The sequence below is a fragment of the Streptomyces lycii genome (genome assembly GCF_009735685.1).
Taxonomy (GTDB): domain Bacteria; phylum Actinomycetota; class Actinomycetes; order Streptomycetales; family Streptomycetaceae; genus Streptomyces; species Streptomyces lycii.
Genome location: NZ_WHPN01000388.1, coordinates 1 through 17,256 on the forward strand (window position 1 = coordinate 1; position 17,256 = coordinate 17,256).

Consider the following 17,256-nt stretch of genomic DNA (forward strand, 5'->3'; position numbering starts at 1 on the left):
GCGGCTTCAGCGATGGACCCGCCTGCGTCGGCCGATCCGCCGGGGAGAATCCATCCGTCCTTGTAAGTCGGGTGGACCAGGAGGATGCGGCTCCCGCTGTCCCGGACGAGGACGACGGCCCCCAGGCGTCGGGGCGGAGGGTTGGTGTGGTCGGTGGGCTGGTGTCCCATAACGCCGAACACCTGTCGTGCGGTGTCGCGTACGAACTCCCCAATCTCAGGGCTCGGCATCGTGCCCGTTTCCGTAGCCATGCGATGACGCTATGAGAGGAAACGGTCACCAAGGGATACAGCTTGTACCCCTGCGTTCGTGTACCCCTGTGCAGCGGCCCCTACGGAGTCCGCAAGCTCGCGAGCGCCGTCCCGGATCGAGACTGGCGAGTGCAGCACGAGATCTGCGGCGAGCCATCGAGCCGACGGCACGTAACGCACCGCTTCCGGGGACGCTTTGAAACCCCGCTGGAGGTAGTGGAGCGACCCTGCGTGTTCACGTCGTGCGTACTGAGAGCGGGCGGCGTCGACCAAGAGGCGCGAGCGTCGCTCGACGGACGTAATGGAGTCCGGGATTGCGTCAGCAGCCCTGCGCAGGGCTGCCCCTGGCGTTCGCAGGTCCACCCCGATGGTCACAGCGTGCACCGCGACGTTCCCGGCACCGAAGGCGGTCCAGGGGTGCGCGTACCCGGTCGGCAGTTGCCTCGCGGTGCGGTCTGCCTCGTCGTGCCAGCGCCAAGCGGTACCGTCGCTGCCCTCCTGAGCAGCTGTCACGGCCGCATGCAAGCACAGAGCCCCGAAGGTGCTCCGAAGATGCTGAGAGCCGCCCTCCAGGCGCGGGCGCAAGCTCTCGGCGGCCTCCGCCGCCAGGCGAAGGGCCTCTTCCGTGTGGCCGGAGTTACGCAGGCCGTTGCCCGTGATCCAGGCAGCAAAGGCGAGCAGAACGGGGTCGTCGGACTCCTCGCAGGCCATGCGCGCACGATCCACGACGATCCAGTACAGCTCGGGCTCTGCGACGTGCGCCGAAAACTGCTGGCTCGAATGGCGTTGTGTCGCTCAGATCTACTCCCGGCCTCTCCGCGGCCCGCCGGGCACGAATTCGTCCGCCACGTCATCGCCCAGCGGGGCCGCGACGCGTTCAACGAGGTGTGGAGGAGTCCGCAGCTGTGCCCGACCGGCCCCGAGATCGACGCGCCGGCCACGTACGTGCGGTACACGAACAAGCTGGCGGCGGCCGCGAACGAACGGCGGACCGCCGATAGCGGTGGCCGGTTCCCGGGTGAGGCGTCCGGAGGCTCCCGTGGCCTCCTCCTGTAGCCCGGATGTGGCGAGCGGGTTCACCGGACGTCAGGGGGAACTGGACCGGCTGACGCAGTCCCTGGACGCCGTGCGCCAGGAGAAGCGGGCAGGCATCGTGCTGGTCACCGGGCCCCGTCTGGTGGGGAAGTCGCGGTTGGTGACCGAGTTCCTGCACCGGGCCGCGCTGCCGCACGTCTACTTCACCGCCGGTGGTGGCCGTCCGGCGGACGCGCTCGCCGCGTTCGCCGCCGAGGTGCGGGCCTCTACACTGCCCGCGGCAGGCCGGACTCCCCCGCGCGGGACGCCGCCGGGCTGGGAGATGGCCCTCATCGGACTGGCCGGACTGCTCCCGGCCGATACCCCCAGCGCTGTGGTCCTCGACGAGGTGCCGGCGCTGGTACGCCGGGACCCGGGGTTCGGCCCCGCCTTGCGCCAGGCCGTCGACGTGCTGTCCCGGCTGCCGGTCCTCCTCGTCCTCATCGGCGCGGACGCCGAGGTGATGGCGGCGCTGGGCCGGCAGATCGACCCGCTCGGGAGCCGGGTGCCCACCGTGCCCGTACGGCCGTGGAACCCGGCTCAGATCGCCGCTCGGCTCGGTCTCCCGGCCGCCGAGGCGATCGACGCGTATCTCGTCTCCGGCGGCCTCCCGCCGGTGCTCGCCGAGTGGCCGCACGGCGCCGGCGTGTGGGACCACCTGCCCCACGCGCTGCACCCGAGGTCCGCTCTCCTCGTCAGCGGGGAGAGGGCCTGCGCCGCCGAGTGGCCCGCGGTGGTACAGCCCCGCACCGTCCTGGCAGCGATCGGCCAGGGCAAGACCTCGTTCACCGAGATCGGCCGGGCCTCCGGCGGCCTCCATCCCGGCTCGCTGTTCAAAGCGCTGGACCCGCTCGTGAGCCGCCGCCTGGTCCGGGCCGAACTCCCGCTGTCCGCCCGCATCAGCCGGGAAACCCGATACCGGGTCGAGGACCCCTACCTGCACCTGTGGCTCGCCTTCCTGCGCCCCAGCATCCCGGCGGTCGAACGCGGCCGGGCCGACCTCGCGCTCGCCGCCGTCCGGGACGGGTGGAACGCCTGGCGCCGCCGGGCCCTTGTCCCGGTCGTGCGCGACGCTCTGCTGCGCCTGGGCGAGGACCGGCTGCCCGGGGAGACCGCCGCCGTCGGCGGCTACTGGACCCGCTCCCGCTCCGGGGTCGACCTCGTCGGGGCGGACCGGATGCTGCCCGCCCGGCGCATCACGTTCCTCGGCTCGGTCAAGTGGGCGGAGGACACCCCCTTCGACGCCGGTGATCTCGCCTGCCTCAACCACGGCCGCGGCTATGTGCCGGGGGCCGGCGCCTCGACCTCGCTGTTCGCCGTCTCCCGGTCCGGCTGCACCGCCAGCGGCGTGACCTGCCTCGAACCGGAGGACCTGGTGCACGCCTGGGCGGCACACCCCGAGCCCGCCACCCCCACGCCGTAGCCGCGGCCAACCGAAAGGACGCTCATGCCCAGTCAACACCTGCGGCCCGGTGCCGGCCCCGAACACGAGAGGAACCACCCAGTGGCTGTACCTGACGAGGACGCGTTACGCGTCGTCTCCTGGAACATCGAGCACAATGGCTTTGGCGGCGGCGACAACTACCGGTGGTGCGTGGCCATGGAGGTCCTCGCGACCCTGAAACCGCATATCGTGCTGCGCCAGGAGCTGACCGGTGCGCAGGAGTACGGCCGTCGGGCCCTGTGGGCGGAAGCCGCCGCCCTCGGCGGCCCCGGCCGGCCGCCGTTCATTGCGCACCTCGCCCCGGCCACCCGGGAGTCACCGAATCCCACCGGCGTCTACACCGATCCGGCGCTGTGTGAGACGGCCGAGTACCACGAACACGTCACCGGCATGTGGCACCCGATCTGCAACCCGGTCGTGCGGCTGCGCGGCGCGGTTTCCAAGTTGTCTCTGGCGTCGGTCCATCTGTGCTCGTGGGACCCAGCCCAGCGGGAGAAGGAGGCGAAGCGGCTGACGATACTGGGCAAGCCGGGTATGGCCACCATCCTGGGCGGGGACTTCAACTCCTACCCGCACCGGATCGGCGATGAGAAGGTCCTGCTGCCGGACTGGAGCCAGGTCAAGGACCGCAGCCACTTCGAGCAGCGCACGGTACCCCGCGGTACGCGGCGGGTCAGTGACTACCGCCCTGACGCGATACTCGCCGGCGAGCACACCGGGCAGCCGCCGCTGTTCACCGAACTGGGCCACTACGCCGCGACCCGCCTGGGCCAGCCGGGCGCGCTGGAGCCGACCGCGAGCGTCTGGCGCACTGACCAGGGCCCCAGGCAGCGCATCGACAGGATCTACGTGACGCCGCAGCTGGCTCCCGCTCTGACCCGGCTGGAGGTCATCGCCACCGACGAAGTGATCGAGGCGTCCGACCACGCCGCGGTGATGGCGACGTTCAGCCTCTCCCGGCTCCGCCGCGCACTCGTCCCCACGGCGACGGCGGCCTGACTCCCGCACCCCGGCCGCGTCGCGCTGGGCGGGGCGGCCGGGGCGCGGGCCCGACACCGCGGTGAGTGCCGCGGTCCCTTCAAGGATGTGAGCAGCTCAGCCCTGCACTCGTTGACTGGAGGCATCGTGCACGCATCGCACCTCGCGGACCTGTCCGGCCGGACTGTGCTGGTGACCGGCGGTGGTGGTCTGGTCGGCAGCAGAATCACCGGGCGCCTGCGGGAGGCGGGAGCCCGGCCTCTCGCGGTCTGCACGCTGGACGCCTACCCCCGCACCGTCTACCGGAACCTGTTCGGTGTCGATGACGACAGCCCGGACGTCGTGCTCGGGACCATCGAGGACGCGGCGCTGATGCGGCGGCTCGTCGCCGAATCCGACTACGTGATTCACGCCGCCGCGCTGGCGGACGTGGCCGCCTGCACCCGGCGGCCGATGGATGCGATCCACGCCAACATCGTCGGAACGCAAGTCCTGTTGGACGCCGTGGCGGCGAGCGACCGCGTCCGCCGGTGCGTCATGGTCTCCTCCGCCAGCGTCTACGGCAACGGGAACCCCGACGACTACGCGACGCCGGGGGGTGAGTACCGGGCGATGCGGCAGTTGCTGGAGTCCGTCTACGGGCGCGTCATCCCGCAGTTCCACGAGGACGCGCCGCTCCGCCCCATGTCGGTCTACGCCAACAGCAAAGCCTGGGCGGAGACGCAGACCGCGCTCACCCTCGGCGCCGTGGGGACCTCCTACGCGATCGTGCGCTACTTCTCCGTCTACGGCGACCCCCAGGTGATCAAGAAGGGTTCGCACTCGTGGGTGGTCGCCTGGTTCGCCGCCCGGGCGTCGCTCGGTCTCCCGCTCCACCTCAACGGCGGCGGGCACCAGGTGCGGGACCTGGTCCACGTCGAGGACATCGCCGACGCCACCGTCCGGGCCCTCACCGCACCCCGGGCCCACAACGAGACAGTGAACGTCGGCACCGGCGAACCGACCAGCATCCGGCGCGTGGCCGAGCTGGTGGCCGAGCAGTACCCCGGGACACGGTTCCTGGAGACGCCGATGCCCCCCGGGGACCCGCTCGGCGGCTACGCCTCACCGCACCGGATGCGCTCCGCTCTGGACTGGCAGCCGACCATCACCGTCGCCGACGGGACCGCCCGCTACGCTCGCTGGCTCGCCGAGCACCCGGAGGCCGTCCCCGGGTGGCTGCGGGCGGAGACTGCCTCGGCCTAGACGATCGGGGGGCGGCCCAGGCGGGTCATCCGCCACACCGTGGCCCACCGCATGGGCCGCCTCTCCCCGCACGAGGAGCGCACCCCTTCGGCGAAGCCGCCGAACCAGGCGCGCAGGCCCGCCGCGGACCGGGTCCGCACGACGGTCAGGAGCAGCCACACGCCCAGGTATGCCGGTACGAGGGGAGCGGGCAGGTGCCGTTTCGCCAGCCAGACCCGGTTGCGGGAGACCATCCGGTAGAACACGGCGTGCCGGGTCGGAGAGGTCCGCGGGTGCTGGAGCACGAGCTCCGGCTCGTACTGGATGCGCCAGCCGGCGTCCAGGGCGCGCCAGGCGAGGTCGGTCTCCTCGTGCGCGAAGAAGAACTCCTCCGGCCACCCGCCGGTCTCCTCCAGCATCGGCATGGCCAGGCTGTGTCCGCCGCCGAGGAACGTGGTGACGGGGCCGCCGCGCATCGGGTCCCCGGCCCGCAGCCGTGGGACGTGGCGGCGCTGCGTGAACCCGGTCTCGTCGGCGATCCGGAAGCTGACGATGCCGAGCCGGGAGTCGGCGGCGTGCATGGCGGCGATCCGGGTGAACACGTCCGGGGCGATGAGGAGGCCGTCGTCGTCCAGGTCGACCAGGACGTCGACCGTCCCGCGCAGGGCCTGCCAGGCGACGTTGCGGCCACCGGAGACGCCCAGGTTCTCGGGCAGCTCGATGCCGGTGACCCCGCCGGGCAGAGGGGGCAGCGGGCTGCCGTTGCCCACGACCACGATCCGCGCCGCCAAGGTGTCCTGAGCGGCGACCGACTCCAGGAGCGCGTGCAGCTCGGCCGGGCGGTTGCCCATGGTCAGGATCGCGACGCCAACGCGCGGGTGACGCACGGATGAACTCCGTTCCTCGGGGGTGCCGCAGATGTTATCCGGCGCCCGTGGTCGAGGACGGCCAACCACAAGGAGAGTGATCCATGCCCACGGTGCGCCTCGGCGACTACCTCACCGCGCCCGGCGACGGCCCGCTGGCCGACACCCCCTACGGCCGGCTCGGCGGGGTGGAGCTGACCGACTTCCTCGCGTCCTGGGACGGCTGGCACCGCCAAGCCCTCGCCGCCGTCCCCGACCGCATCCACCCCACGGCCCGGGTCCACCCGAGCGCGAACATCGGGGAGGACGTGATCATCGGGCCCGGAGTGCGGGTCTGGGAATTCTCCACCGTCCGGGCCGGGTCGGTGCTGTGCGCCGGCGTCTCGGTGGGGTTCAACTGCGAGGTGACCAAAGCGCTGATCGGCCCCGGGACGGTACTCGGTCACCGGATCGGCATCAACCGCACCCTCGTGGGAGCGGACGCGCATCTGTCCGCCGGCGTGACCGTGGCCGCGATCAGCATGTGGAGTGCGGACCTGCGGCGGCCGGAGCGCGAGGTCATCATGCGCGGCCCCGGCGGGCTCTACCGCTGCGGCACCCCGCGGTTCGGGGCGCTCCTCGGCGACCGGTGCCAGACCGGCAACGGCATCAGCCTCGGCCCCGGCCTCGCGCTGGGCCGGGACTGCCGGGTTGCCAGCGGAGTCACCATGGCCGGGCGAATCCTCCCCGAGCACAGCGTCATCACGGCACCGCACACCGCGGACATCCACGTGCGGCAGAGCCGCCGGCACCACACCGGCCCGCCAGCAGGCCCACGGACATGACGGGCCGCTGCACCACTCACCGGGACCTGGCACCGCAAGCGGCACCTGGCCGCATCCGCGAAACACCTCGGGCCCCGGCCGGCCGCGGGCGGGCGGCGGCACCTCCGGCCGTGGCGGCTGACCCGGTCAGTGCCGCAGCGCTGTCTCCGGGCGGCAGACGTCGCACGGCTCGGCCCGGGCATCGCCGCCGGCGTGGAGCCGCCGCCGTGCCTGCTCGGTGTCGATCAGGTCCGAGTGGCTCCTCCCGGTCCAGCAGTCGGGGCGGTGCAGCACCCACACCGGGCCGGAACCGGAGGACGGCAACGTGCTTGACGGGCTCCATGCGCTCACTTCCTCCCGGGCACCGCGTAGCCAGCGGCCGCCCGGGCCTCCGCAGCCGGCATCAGCACGGCTGCATGGGAGCGTGATGCCGCAGTCGGCTTGCTGACGGCTCAATCGTCCATGGCAAGGGGACGGTCAGGGTAGGGATACACCGGCCGCCGGGACGCGTAATGCGGATGGAGGTCGTGGGACGTGCACAGGATGGGGTTGGGAAGCCCCTGGGCACAGCGCCGGATCCATCGCGATGCCTGCCACCGAAATCGGGTACGCCGGAGAAGGACGGCACGTTCCTCGGTGTACGGTTCCCCCTTCGGCCAGAAGACCACTTACCAAGCACCTGTGCCGTTGAGCGACTGCCGGGCCCCCTGCAGCTTTCCGGACCAGCCGATGCGCTTGTTCAACTCATCCTCCCTTCTGTGCCGCGGGAACGTCCAGAGGTTATCCCGCCCCTCGGCAGGAGAGACCGAGCTCCTGAAACGGGATGGCGAACCAGCCCGGCACCTCACCTCGTCCGAGGAGGCGCACGACACGCTGCTCGACTGGCAGACCAGCAGCAGGAACTGCATGCCGGCCAGGACCCGCTGGTGCACGGGGGCTTCAGTGCGCTGTGCCCAGCGGGCGTTTCCCCTCCCACCACGGCAGACCGAACGGCCCCGGGTAATCCGCCCCGAGGGCCGCCATGTAGTGCCGGAGGTCCTCAAGCGACACCGACCCCGTGTCCAGGCCCGCTAGCCGCAGCCACCGCAGATGATCCACCAGCACATACGCGTACGTCCGGTCCGTACCCGCCCGGCAGGTGCGCAGGAACTCGTCCGCCTCCGCCACCACTGAGCAGTCCGCGTCCACGACCGTGTAGCAGACCCGCCCGCCCCCGCGGACGATCTCCTGCACCCGCAACTCGCCCACCACCAGCCGACCACCCACCCGCTGCCGCCCCTCTCCGAGCCCAGGACCACTCCAGCAGCGGTGCCTCAGCCCGGAGTCCACACCCCTCCCCCACCTCCACGGGCCACTCCACTCGAACGTCACGCACCCGGGTGACGGTTGGTAAAGTCCGTCACCCTCACACGCCAGAACGCAGCAGGAGCACTTTCGCTGTCGAGGTCAGCGAGGGCATGCGTGCCCCTCCGCCCGGTACCCCGTCCACACCGCCACATCGCACACCCGCAACGCACTCACCGTCTCCGGCCCCCCGCCACCCTGCCGCGACTCCACCAGCTGTCGATGCAACAAGGTCGGGGCGGCCGAAAGCGCACCGCACGGTCGTATGCCGCAACAGTCACGGGCAGTGGCGGACCTATGGCCGTTTTTGCCAGCTCCGTCTGAGCATCAACGGGGCGGCGCTATCATCAGTCGATCACGCATCACCTGACACAGTGGTCGCAGGAGGCGCCTTGTTGCACGAGCAGGTTCGCTCCTCGAACGTTCGATCGGTGGGATACAGCCAGGCGGATCGTGTGCTCGAAGTCGCCTTTCACAGTGGAGCGTTGTACCGCTACGACAGCGTCCCTGCGGACGTGCATTCGGCCTTGATGGCAGCTTCCAGCAAGGGCAGTTTCCTGGCTCGCTTCGTAAAGGGTCGCTACCCCTACCACCGCATCTCGGGCTGACACCGGCTCGCTCCGTAGTTCCATCCATCGTCGTCAAGTTGAGGCACGCGTGCAGATCTGTTCAGTTTCCGTCGAGGGCTTTCGCTGCCTTGAGAACGTCGCCGGAATCCCGGTTCTTTCACAGACGGTCCTGACCGGGCAGAACGAGGGTGGGAAGACCGCTCTCCTGGACGCGCTGAACTTCCTGCTGCACGGAACCGCACTGAGCGAGCACGATCTCACCTACATCGGCACGGGCGACATCCGGGAGCTCGCGGGCGACGCGGTCACCCCTCAAGCGCGTGTACCCCAGACGGTCGTGACGGGTGGCTTTGCGCTGAATGCCGAGGAGCAGCTACGCCTCGGGCTGCCCGAGGAAGTACGAATCCGGCGGCGCTTCCGGCCGGAGGCCGGGACGTTCCTGGAGATCCGTCGCCGTGTCTGCCAGAACCCCGAACTACGTGACCTGGCAGCGGTGAAGCTGGCGGGCCTGAAGGAGCTTGCAGCCGCCCACAGGGTCGAGCCGGTCGGCCAGGCGAATGCCCGAAACAGCTGGGAGCAGCCGCTTCGCGAGTTGGCCCAGGAGATGGAGCAGGTGGACGCCTGGGTGCCGGCTGACTCCGAGGTGACCGCTGCCCTGCCGACGATGGTGTACTTCAGAGGAGACGCCGTTCAGGCGCCCGAGGCCGTGATCCAAAGCCTTCTCAACTCCCGGCTGCGCGAATACACGCGCGCCGACGAGGTGGCCAAGCGGGTGACGGATCTTGAGGACTATCTCGCCGAGTCACTGAAAGAGGACATCGACAGCATCCGCAGTCACATCGCGCAGCGGTGCACTCTGCCGTCGGTGGAACTGGCTCCTCAGGTACAGGTGCGTCCGGCCCTGGTTGGCGTCGAACTGAACGTGATGGACTCCCAGGGCCGCCGCTTCCCGCTGGCGTCGGCAGGCACCGGCCGCTCGCGCCGGATCTCGCTGGCCCTGTGGGAGAGCAGCAACGAACTTTTGGGACAGCACGACGCTACGCAAGCACCCGAGTCTGATGTCGTGTTCGTCTATGACGAGCCCGACACCCACCTCGACTACTCCCACCAGCGCCGCATCATGGCGCTCATCCAGCTGCAGTCCTCACGGCCCAACGCACGCGTCATCGTGGCAACTCATTCGCTCAACCTGATCGACGGGGTCGACATCTCGTCCGTGGTGCACTTGCGTACCCACGAGGGCCAGGTGCGGGCGGAGGTTCTGCGCGAGGACGGTGCGGATAAGGACGTACGCCGGCATCTGTCGACGATCGCCACCACGCTGGGGTTCCGCAACAGCGTCCTCCTGCACGAGCGGTTCTTCGTCGCGGTCGAGGGGGTGTCGGAGACGTCGGCGTTCCCCATCCTGTTCCGCAAGCACGCCGGCTTCCCCATCCAGTCCGCCGGAGTCTGCTTGTGGTCCGGCGGCAGCAACGAAGGTGCGCTGCGCTTCGCACGGTTCCTCAAAGACCACGGCCGCGACGTCGCTTTCGTCGTCGACAAAGACAGTCGCACCAACCAGAAACGTGTCTTTAGAGATGACAAGCTCAAGGAGCACGGCTTCGACCTCAACAAGGAGTGCTTCTATCTCGGCTCCCCCAACGAGCTCGAAGACCTCTTCACCGATGACGACTGGGCCGAGACAGCCAACGCTCTGTGGCAGCCGAACACCGAACGCGGCCCCTGGCAGCCCGAGGAGATCAAAGCACTGCGGGTCGGCAAGTTCAGCTCACAGTTGCTGGACCTGTTCAAGGGCGGCTCCCCCGAGGGCCCGAAGAACAAGGAAGACCTCATGGTCGGCATCGCCGCGCACCTGCCCAAGGACCGCATCCCCGCCGCTCTGACCGCAGTCTTCGATGCTCTGGTCAGTCGGGCGCAGAACGCGGGCCCGCACCTTTGGTAGCCGCCCCGGTCTGACGCGCCGCCCGCCGCGCCTTCATCCGCATCAGCCGCTGCTCCGGTGTCGGAGCCTCCCACGTATGCAGACCGACCGAGGCCACCCATTGAGAACCGTGGTGGTCCGGATTGTCGCCACACCAACGGCAGCCATCAGGAGATGGCAGGTCCTTGCGATGCACGCGTATCACCCGCCCATCACCCATGGAACACCGCCCATACGCGTTGGAGTACCTTCGATATGAACACGTTCCCCGAAAACTCATACTCAAAGAGTGCCAGCTGCCACTGACAACCGGACGGACGCGTTCCAGCTCGCTGCGTACCAACTGAGGCGGTCGCGCGCATGTCGGCCTGCTCCAGGAGGGCCCTGTGGTCCGGTCGGCGACCTTTACCCGGTCTCCCTATCTTCCAGGCGCACTCATTTTTTGGGTTAAAACGACCATACCGGTCGGCGCTCTGGTCCAGAAGCAACGCCGCAAATCTGCGGCGTCCATCCCGATAACATCCGCCCCCTGAGACAGGCAAGCGCCGCAGGTTGGTGGTGAGCAAGGAGTGCAGGATGGCTGCTGAAGTGCCGCTGGAGGAAATCCGTCTCGGTGCGCTTGTCAGCCGTCGGAGTGAGCTACCCCTCAGCCCGCCCCTTCCTGCCCCCGAGGTGTTGCCCTTTGGCGAGCTGTCCCCTCCTGTGTTCGAGCGCCTGGTCGGCGAGGTCATGTGGCTTGTCGACGGGATGAACGACATCCGCGGCTACGGCCGATCCGGACAGGACCAAGGCGGACTCGACCTCATCGGCAGGCGCAAAGGACAGACACACGTCTACCAGGTGCGCAGAATCGTCTCCCTGTCGGCGCCCGCACTCCGTGCGGCTGTCACCGACTTCACCAGCCCAACCCGCACTACGCCCCCTGATGAGGGATGGCCCGAGCGACGGTTCGACGCAGTGCGTTTCGTCCTGACAACTGGGTGCGTTGTCGATGACACTGCCGTGGAAGACGAGCTTGTCGCCCTGCAGGAGAAATATCAGGGCGACATAGACATTGACCTGTACGACGCATGCGCCCTCTCCCGGTTCCTGCGTGAACGCCCGTACCTTGTCGCTGGCGTCTTCGGTCCAGAATGGGCTAAGGCCTTCTGCGGGGTGGAGACGCCTCCCGTTCCGACCCTGCCGCATGGCTACGCGCTGTTGAACGACCCGCTCGAGCACCTGGGCCTGGCGGACGCCCTGCACCGCGCTCAGCAGCTCGCGGAGACGGAGCCGGGGCGGGCTGCCGAGCTCTTCGGCGATCTGGCGCATGAACTTGAACAGGCCTCGTTTACCGGACATGCCGACCAGCTACGCACTCGGCAGCGCGACCTGCTGGCGTCCGCTGGACAGGCCGACGCGGCATTCACCGTCGCTGCCAAGTTGGTGCTCGACCGGTACGAGACCGGCGATCGCATGTTCGTGGATCAGTGCCTGGAGCGCCTGGCTTCCGACGCTGGCGGCACGGCATCCGACATCTGCGTGGTCTTGAAGGCGCTGGCGGATTGGTTCGAGTATGGATACGACCTCGCGCCGGTCACGACCGCGCTTGAAAGTGTGGTGCAAGCGGGCGATCTTCTGGCGGCCCGCCTGGTTCTGGCGGTAATCGAGCAGATCGTTGTCGACGAACACCCTGACGACCACCCGGCGGGGCTAACTGATCTGGCCTCCAAGGTTGTCACCTCTCAGACAGGGCTTTTGCGGATTCGGCTGGAGTGCTGTCTGGCGGACCTGGCCATACGAGCCGGACAAAGCCCGGAAGAGGCTTATGCCGACCTCGACCGGCGCGCTCTGGGCGGCCGCATCCCGGAACGCTCCGCGGTGTTGGTGCACATGCGCCGCGGACGCGCCCTGGCCCTGGCAGACCTCGGAAGCGAGGCCATCGAGGTCTACCGGCGCGCTGTACTGGCCGCCACCCGAGAGAACCTGGGAGGCGACGCCCGGCATGCTCTACGGTCCATCTCGTTCCTGTCCGACCAGTACAACGTCGGATTCAGGGAATCATCCCAGGCCATGCTCTCGGCCCGCACGGTTGGCGCCAAAGGCGCGCGCCTCATCGACCTCTCCTTTAACCCGGCCGTCAGCGCGCTGGAAGCCCTGGTCGACGACAGACTGCCGGACGCCTCACGAGCCTCGCACCAGTGGCTGTGGCAGGACCGGATCTCCGGTGCTCTGACCGACGAGAACCTCGCCCACCAGCGCTACGGCGAAGTTTTCGACCGCGCCGGAGAAACACTGCACGCCGTGCGTCAGTTCATCCTTGCCGGTCGCAGGAAGGACGCGCGTTCCGCCGCCGAATCGCTCCTCAAGTTCCTCGATGTACGCGACCTCCTGGAGGCGCGTGCACGGTGGGTGTGCAGCGCGGCCGCAGCGGTGATCGGCCAGCAGGCGGATCTCATTCCTGATGGTGCCGTATCGGGCATCGCCGCCCGCCTGACGGAGATCGTCACCACAGGAGCGCAGACGGGGTCGACAAGCATCCATCCGGAGGAGGCTCTGGGAGCGCTCGCAGCGCTCGATGAACGACTACCGGCGGCGTCAGCGCAACAGGCGCTGCCCTTGTTGGTCGAGTGGATCCCCAGAGAGCCGAACGTCTCCCGGTTCCTCGATAAGCAGATGGTGGCTTATCTGGGTGCCTGCATCAAGGCCAAACTTCCTGTAGCCGACCAGGCCGCACAGGCCCTGCTGGATGCGTGGAAGCTCGACATAAAAGGCGCTGAAGGCCTGCTTGCCGGCCTCCGCGCCCGTCTGCCGTCGGCCGTGTCCGTGGTACGCGAACGGGCGCAGCAAGGACACGCCGGGGCAACGGCCCTCCTGGCCGACTGGCAGGTGCACGACCCGTCTGTCGCCGAGACCGCACGGGACCTCGCCGACACTGTGCTGGCCGAACCGGTGGGGACCGCCCGCCCCTTCTATGCCATGGGTACCACCGCTCAGCAGTGCGCGGCATACCTCACGGCGTGCTCCGACGATCAGAGCAGCGTGGGCACAGGCGAGCCGACTGGTCTCTTGCGTGAACGCGTCGCAGCGCACCTGCTGTTGTGGGCCGAAGACCACAACGACATCGTCGACCGACGCTCCGAGGCCGTTCGCGCCCTGTCCATCCTCGCTGAAACCCTGCCGGCGCCCGTACGAGACGACACGTTCGAACGGATCATGGGCCTGTACCAAGACTTCACGGAGCACCCGGCCAACGCCTTCGCCCGACGCACCCAGCATCCCCTGAGCCGCTACAAGATCAACGCTGGAGGAGACTGGCGTCTGCCGGCGGAGATCCTGCATGCGACCGCCGTTCTCGCCACCACCGCCGTACAGGCGATCCGCGTCGAACAGCGCCTGCTGCCACACCTGACCCATCCCGAGCAAAAACCAGGCCACCACTGGCTGCAGGCACAGACCATGCTCGCACTCGACCGCCTGACCCCCGCGCCGACGTCCCTAACGGCCACCCACCCCTCACCGTTCATGCGGCAGACCGCCGTAATCTGCTGGGGCCGCGCCGATCACCGGGATCCGTCCCTGGCACGCATCTTCGCAGAGGACTCCAACACCAGCGTCCGCCACAACCTGGCCCACACCATCGCCGGGCTCCCCCCGGACGAACGCCTTGAGTACGAAGCCATCACCGAGCGGCTTCGCACCGACAACAGCGCACGCGTCCGCCGAGTCACCGCACAGAGCCCGTAAACACGGCGCCCGTCGCTACAAGGCTGGGACCGACGAATCCCACCTGACCAGACATGCAGCGAACAGCACTCACCCTGCCGATCATCACCCTCCGGTACTCACCCGGGCCGGTCACCACCCATCACACTGACTGGCCTCCGACTGAATCCAAAGGCTGCACAACGACGACATGAGCGCGTCGTCGCATCTGAGAGTGCCGTCTCGATCCATGCGTCACGTACATGTCTGTGACGTATCGGAGCAGCTCATGAACCTTCCGATCACTCTCAGACTCGGTAAAACGGACGAGGCGCACCGGACCTCGGGTCGGTTGGGCAAGCCGTGGGCCGTCGTTCACGACAATCAGCGGATTCCGTCCCTGCGTCGGCTCTACATGACGGCTACGCCCCGGCTGTGGCAGTTGGGGGAGGGCTCTGAGGGGGCGCCGGGCGAGTTGGTCGCGTCGATGGAGGATGATCCGGGCGGGCCGTTCGGTGCCCGCTGCTACACGCTGACGCTGTCGGAGGCGATCGGCCGGGGGGTCTGTGCGCCGTATCAGGTGGTGTGTGTGGACATCACCGACACCGAGGTCCAGGCCGCGCGGCTCCTGGGTGCGGGGGGCCGTTCGGATGAGGTTCGCGGGGCTCGGCTCGCCGCGCTTCAGGCCGCGCTGCTCAAGGCGTCGTCGGAGGAGGGTTTCCGGCGCACGCTGGTCTTTCATCATCTGGTTCGCGAGGCCGAGGCGTTCGCGGCCGGTCTGGGTGGTGTCGCCGCGCAGCTGCATGCTGCCGATCCGGGGCTGTACCCCGAGTCTGTGTGGGCGGATTGGCTGTGCGGGGAGCACAAGGCGGGCCGTCGGCGGCGGGTCCTGGGGGAGTTCGCGGCCGGGACGGCACGGTGGTGGAGAAGGGTTTTCTGGGCTCGGTGAAGGTGCTGGGCGAGGGCGTCGACATCAGGAACTGTGACTCCGTCTACTGGGCGGACGTGCGCGGCTCGATGCCGGATCTCGTCCAGGCGGTGGGCCGCGCGCTCCGGATGCAGCCGGGCGAGGACAAGGTGGCCAGCCTGGTCGTGCCGGTGCTGCTCGGGCCCGGCGAGACGGCGGACAACATGCTCACCTCCAGGGCGTTCGGCGGGTTGGCGAAGCTGCTGGAAGCGCTCAGGGCGCACGACGCCCGGGTGGTGGAGCAGCTCGCCGAGCAGCAGGCCCCCAGCGCCTACAAGCCCGTCCAGAAGGCCGCGCAGGGTCAGGAGAGCCGGGGCGAAAGGAACGGGTCCGGAGGGCCGTCGGCGCCCGCGCGGAAGCTGCTGAAGTTCAGCACGCCGCGCGACCCGGCGCAGCTGGCGGCGTTCATCAACCTGCGGGTTCTTAACCCCGAGCACGAGCACTGGCGGCGCGGGGTGGAGGCCGCTGTCATCTTCGCGCGCGAGCACGGGGACCTGAAGGTGCCGTTCACGTACCGCGTGCCCGAGGGTGAAGAGGCGGAAGGGGTCGGGTGGCCGGCCTCGCTCGCCAACTTCCCCCTCGGGCAGTGGATCGCCGACAACCGACGCTTCTACGTTCGCGGTGACATGGACGAGGACCGCGTCGAGCAGCTGGAGAAGCTGGGCATGGTCTGGGACCACTTCGACGTCGCGTGGGAGGAAGGTCTCGCGGCGGCGCGCGGGTGGGCGGCCGAGGCGGGCCACCTCCTGGCCCCGCTGGACGCCACCTTCCAGGGGTACCGGGTGGGCATCTGGCTGAAGAACGCGCGGGCCGCCGCCCGGAAGGCGCAGGAGATCGAACAGCGGCGTGCCGAGGGCCTGCCCGTGGAGTCGTCGGCCGGGGCGCTGTCGGAGATGCGGCGCGAGCAGTTGGAGGACATCGACCCGTCGTGGTGCCCCACCTGGCCAGTGGAGTGGCAGCGGTGCTTCCACCACGTCCGGCTCCACCTGGAGGCCGGCCACCTGCTGCCGATCGAGCCCGGTGACGTCGTGCACCAGGGCGAGGACCTCGGGCGGTGGGTGCGCTCGGTCCGGCTCGGCTGGGACAACCTGACGACCGTGCAGCAGTGGATGTGTGAGCAGATCCTCGGAATCCAGCCCGCAGGCGAGGACGAGAAGCCGCCCCCGCGCCGTACGCAGGCCGACAAGTGGGCGATGAACTACAAGGCCGCCTGCCGGTTCTACGAGCGGGAGGGGCACCTGCGGGTGCCCCGGAAGCACGTCGAGCGGGTCGTCGTCGGCGGGGGCCGGGAGGTGCGGGAGGTCCGGCTCGGAGCGTGGATCGGGAACCAGCGCAGCCGGGCCGCGAGGCTGTCTCCGGAGCGGGTGGAGCAGTTGTCGCGGGTGGGGATGCGGTGGGCGTAGCCGTACGCGGGGCGGGGTTCGTTCGTGGGGGCGGGGGTTTGTTCGTGGGGGCGGGGGCGGGTGCCGAACAATGTGCGGGGGTGTTGGACTCGGTGTGGGCCCGGAGCCGGCCGGCACGGCGGTCGGCGGAGGGCTTCCCTTGTGAAGGTGGCAGTCCCACGTGTGCGGCACGGGTCCGGCGGGAGTTGTCGTTGGTGCCGGTGGCTGGGTGCAGCGGGCTGTCGGATCCGAAAGGAGACGCTCGTGAGGCGCATCGCACGCATGCTGGTTTCTTCGGTGGCGTTGGCGGGGGTGTCCGCCTTTGTTACGGCGGGCACGGCGGCGGCGGCCGATACCGCCTACAACACCAGGACGCAGTATCTGGTGGCCCATCCGGACCCGGGGCTGCCGGAGTCCTGTTTCGAACGCCGTATCCAGTTGGCGGCCGGCGACTACCACTGGTACCAGGTGCTGGGGTCGGCCTACCGGGAGGATTTCCGGCTCGGTGCGGGCTGGTACACGTGGCGGGACTGTCTGGAGCCGCGGGACAACGAGTACTACCACGAGACGACGCTGGATCCGGATCATGGGGATTGGGTGTCGGTGAGTATCAGCAGTGAGCCGAGGGTGGGGTCCACCGGCGATGTGCTGTGGGGCTCCAAGCTCGTGCCTCAGTTCTGAGCGGCCCCCGGGGCCGGTCTGCCCCGGGGGGCGGTCTGCCCCGGGCAGGCGGTGGGCCGGCCCCGGGC

The 17,256-nt window shown here is 69.3% G+C and carries 15 protein-coding genes; 11 read left to right on the forward strand and 4 right to left on the reverse strand.

Annotation, left to right across the window (positions count from 1 at the left end; all coding sequences use genetic code 11):
- Nucleotides 1-251 (reverse strand): NUDIX domain-containing protein (locus tag GCU69_RS33285; protein WP_218037921.1); only part of this gene is annotated, 251 nt, incomplete at its 3' end.
- Between the two features lie 552 nt (nucleotides 252-803).
- Here GCU69_RS33285 and GCU69_RS26425 point away from each other — a divergent pair.
- From GCU69_RS26425 to GCU69_RS26440, 4 genes are all read left to right on the forward strand, one after another.
- Nucleotides 804-1,307 carry a zinc-dependent metalloprotease gene (locus GCU69_RS26425; RefSeq protein ID WP_156207373.1) on the forward strand — a complete coding sequence of 168 codons (504 nt, stop codon included), beginning with the start codon at nucleotides 804-806 and terminating at the stop codon, nucleotides 1,305-1,307.
- Entirely contained in the window at nucleotides 1,291-2,748 is a 1,458-nt protein-coding gene (locus GCU69_RS34095) for an AAA family ATPase (protein ID WP_235978712.1), read from the forward strand. Before GCU69_RS26425 ends, GCU69_RS34095 begins: the two co-directional genes overlap by 17 nt.
- Nucleotides 2,749-2,829: 81 nt before the next feature.
- On the forward strand, nucleotides 2,830-3,768 hold the full coding sequence (locus tag GCU69_RS26435; protein WP_156207374.1) for an endonuclease/exonuclease/phosphatase family protein: 939 nt from the start codon (nucleotides 2,830-2,832) through the stop codon (nucleotides 3,766-3,768).
- A gap of 126 nt (nucleotides 3,769-3,894) precedes the next feature.
- Nucleotides 3,895-4,992 carry an NAD-dependent epimerase/dehydratase family protein gene (locus tag GCU69_RS26440; protein ID WP_156207375.1) on the forward strand — a complete coding sequence of 366 codons (1,098 nt, stop codon included), beginning with the start codon at nucleotides 3,895-3,897 and terminating at the stop codon, nucleotides 4,990-4,992.
- On the opposite strand, the gene GCU69_RS26445 is transcribed toward GCU69_RS26440, so the two are convergent.
- A complete protein-coding gene (locus GCU69_RS26445) occupies nucleotides 4,989-5,858 on the reverse strand; it encodes a glycosyltransferase family 2 protein (RefSeq protein WP_156207376.1) in 870 nt (289 codons plus the stop codon). The genes GCU69_RS26440 and GCU69_RS26445 overlap by 4 nt on opposite strands.
- An 83-nt stretch (nucleotides 5,859-5,941) precedes the next feature.
- Here GCU69_RS26445 and GCU69_RS26450 point away from each other — a divergent pair, with 83 nt between their 5' ends.
- The gene (locus tag GCU69_RS26450; protein ID WP_156207377.1) at nucleotides 5,942-6,661 is read left to right on the forward strand and encodes an LbetaH domain-containing protein; all 720 of its coding nucleotides are present in this window, start codon (nucleotides 5,942-5,944) and stop codon (nucleotides 6,659-6,661) included.
- A 126-nt stretch (nucleotides 6,662-6,787) separates the two neighbouring features.
- On the opposite strand, the gene GCU69_RS33295 is transcribed toward GCU69_RS26450, so the two are convergent.
- Nucleotides 6,788-6,964, reverse strand: a complete 177-nt coding sequence (locus GCU69_RS33295) for a DUF6233 domain-containing protein (RefSeq protein WP_156207378.1) — start codon at nucleotides 6,962-6,964, stop codon at nucleotides 6,788-6,790.
- 615 nt (nucleotides 6,965-7,579) lie between these two features.
- Nucleotides 7,580-7,906: a hypothetical protein gene (locus GCU69_RS26460; protein WP_176604659.1), complete on the reverse strand. Its 327-nt coding sequence runs from the start codon at nucleotides 7,904-7,906 to the stop codon at nucleotides 7,580-7,582.
- Between the two features lie 191 nt (nucleotides 7,907-8,097).
- On the opposite strand from GCU69_RS26460, the gene GCU69_RS26465 reads away from it, so the two are divergent.
- The 6 genes from GCU69_RS26465 (at nucleotide 8,098) to GCU69_RS26490 (ending at nucleotide 17,188) form a co-directional block, all read left to right on the forward strand.
- The gene (locus GCU69_RS26465) at nucleotides 8,098-8,592 is read left to right on the forward strand and encodes a KTSC domain-containing protein (protein ID WP_156207379.1); all 495 of its coding nucleotides are present in this window, start codon (nucleotides 8,098-8,100) and stop codon (nucleotides 8,590-8,592) included.
- A 49-nt stretch (nucleotides 8,593-8,641) separates the two neighbouring features.
- Nucleotides 8,642-10,495: an AAA family ATPase gene (locus GCU69_RS26470; protein ID WP_156207380.1), complete on the forward strand. Its 1,854-nt coding sequence runs from the start codon at nucleotides 8,642-8,644 to the stop codon at nucleotides 10,493-10,495.
- Between the two features lie 555 nt (nucleotides 10,496-11,050).
- Nucleotides 11,051-14,200, forward strand: coding sequence for an ATP-binding protein (locus tag GCU69_RS26475; protein WP_156207381.1), 3,150 nt, complete (start codon nucleotides 11,051-11,053; stop codon nucleotides 14,198-14,200).
- Nucleotides 14,201-14,447: 247 nt separating this feature from the next.
- Nucleotides 14,448-15,107, forward strand: coding sequence for a DEAD/DEAH box helicase (locus GCU69_RS34845; RefSeq protein ID WP_156207382.1), 660 nt, complete (start codon nucleotides 14,448-14,450; stop codon nucleotides 15,105-15,107).
- Complete coding sequence (locus GCU69_RS26485) at nucleotides 15,077-16,528, forward strand: helicase associated domain-containing protein (protein ID WP_408055848.1); 1,452 nt, start codon at nucleotides 15,077-15,079, stop codon at nucleotides 16,526-16,528. Before GCU69_RS34845 ends, GCU69_RS26485 begins: the two co-directional genes overlap by 31 nt.
- A gap of 243 nt (nucleotides 16,529-16,771) precedes the next feature.
- Complete coding sequence (locus tag GCU69_RS26490; RefSeq protein ID WP_156207383.1) at nucleotides 16,772-17,188, forward strand: hypothetical protein; 417 nt, start codon at nucleotides 16,772-16,774, stop codon at nucleotides 17,186-17,188.
- Nucleotides 17,189-17,256: the final 68 nt, after the last annotated feature.

Coding starts and splice junctions, on each gene's coding strand:
- GCU69_RS26425 (WP_156207373.1), top strand. CDS start 804: ATGCTGAGAGCCGCCCTCCAGGCGCGGGCGCAAGCTCTCGGCGGCCTC.
- GCU69_RS26450 (WP_156207377.1), top strand. CDS start 5,942: ATGCCCACGGTGCGCCTCGGCGACTACCTCACCGCGCCCGGCGACGGC.
- GCU69_RS26465 (WP_156207379.1), top strand. CDS start 8,098: ATGCGTGCCCCTCCGCCCGGTACCCCGTCCACACCGCCACATCGCACA.
- GCU69_RS26475 (WP_156207381.1), top strand. CDS start 11,051: ATGGCTGCTGAAGTGCCGCTGGAGGAAATCCGTCTCGGTGCGCTTGTC.
- GCU69_RS34845 (WP_156207382.1), top strand. CDS start 14,448: ATGAACCTTCCGATCACTCTCAGACTCGGTAAAACGGACGAGGCGCAC.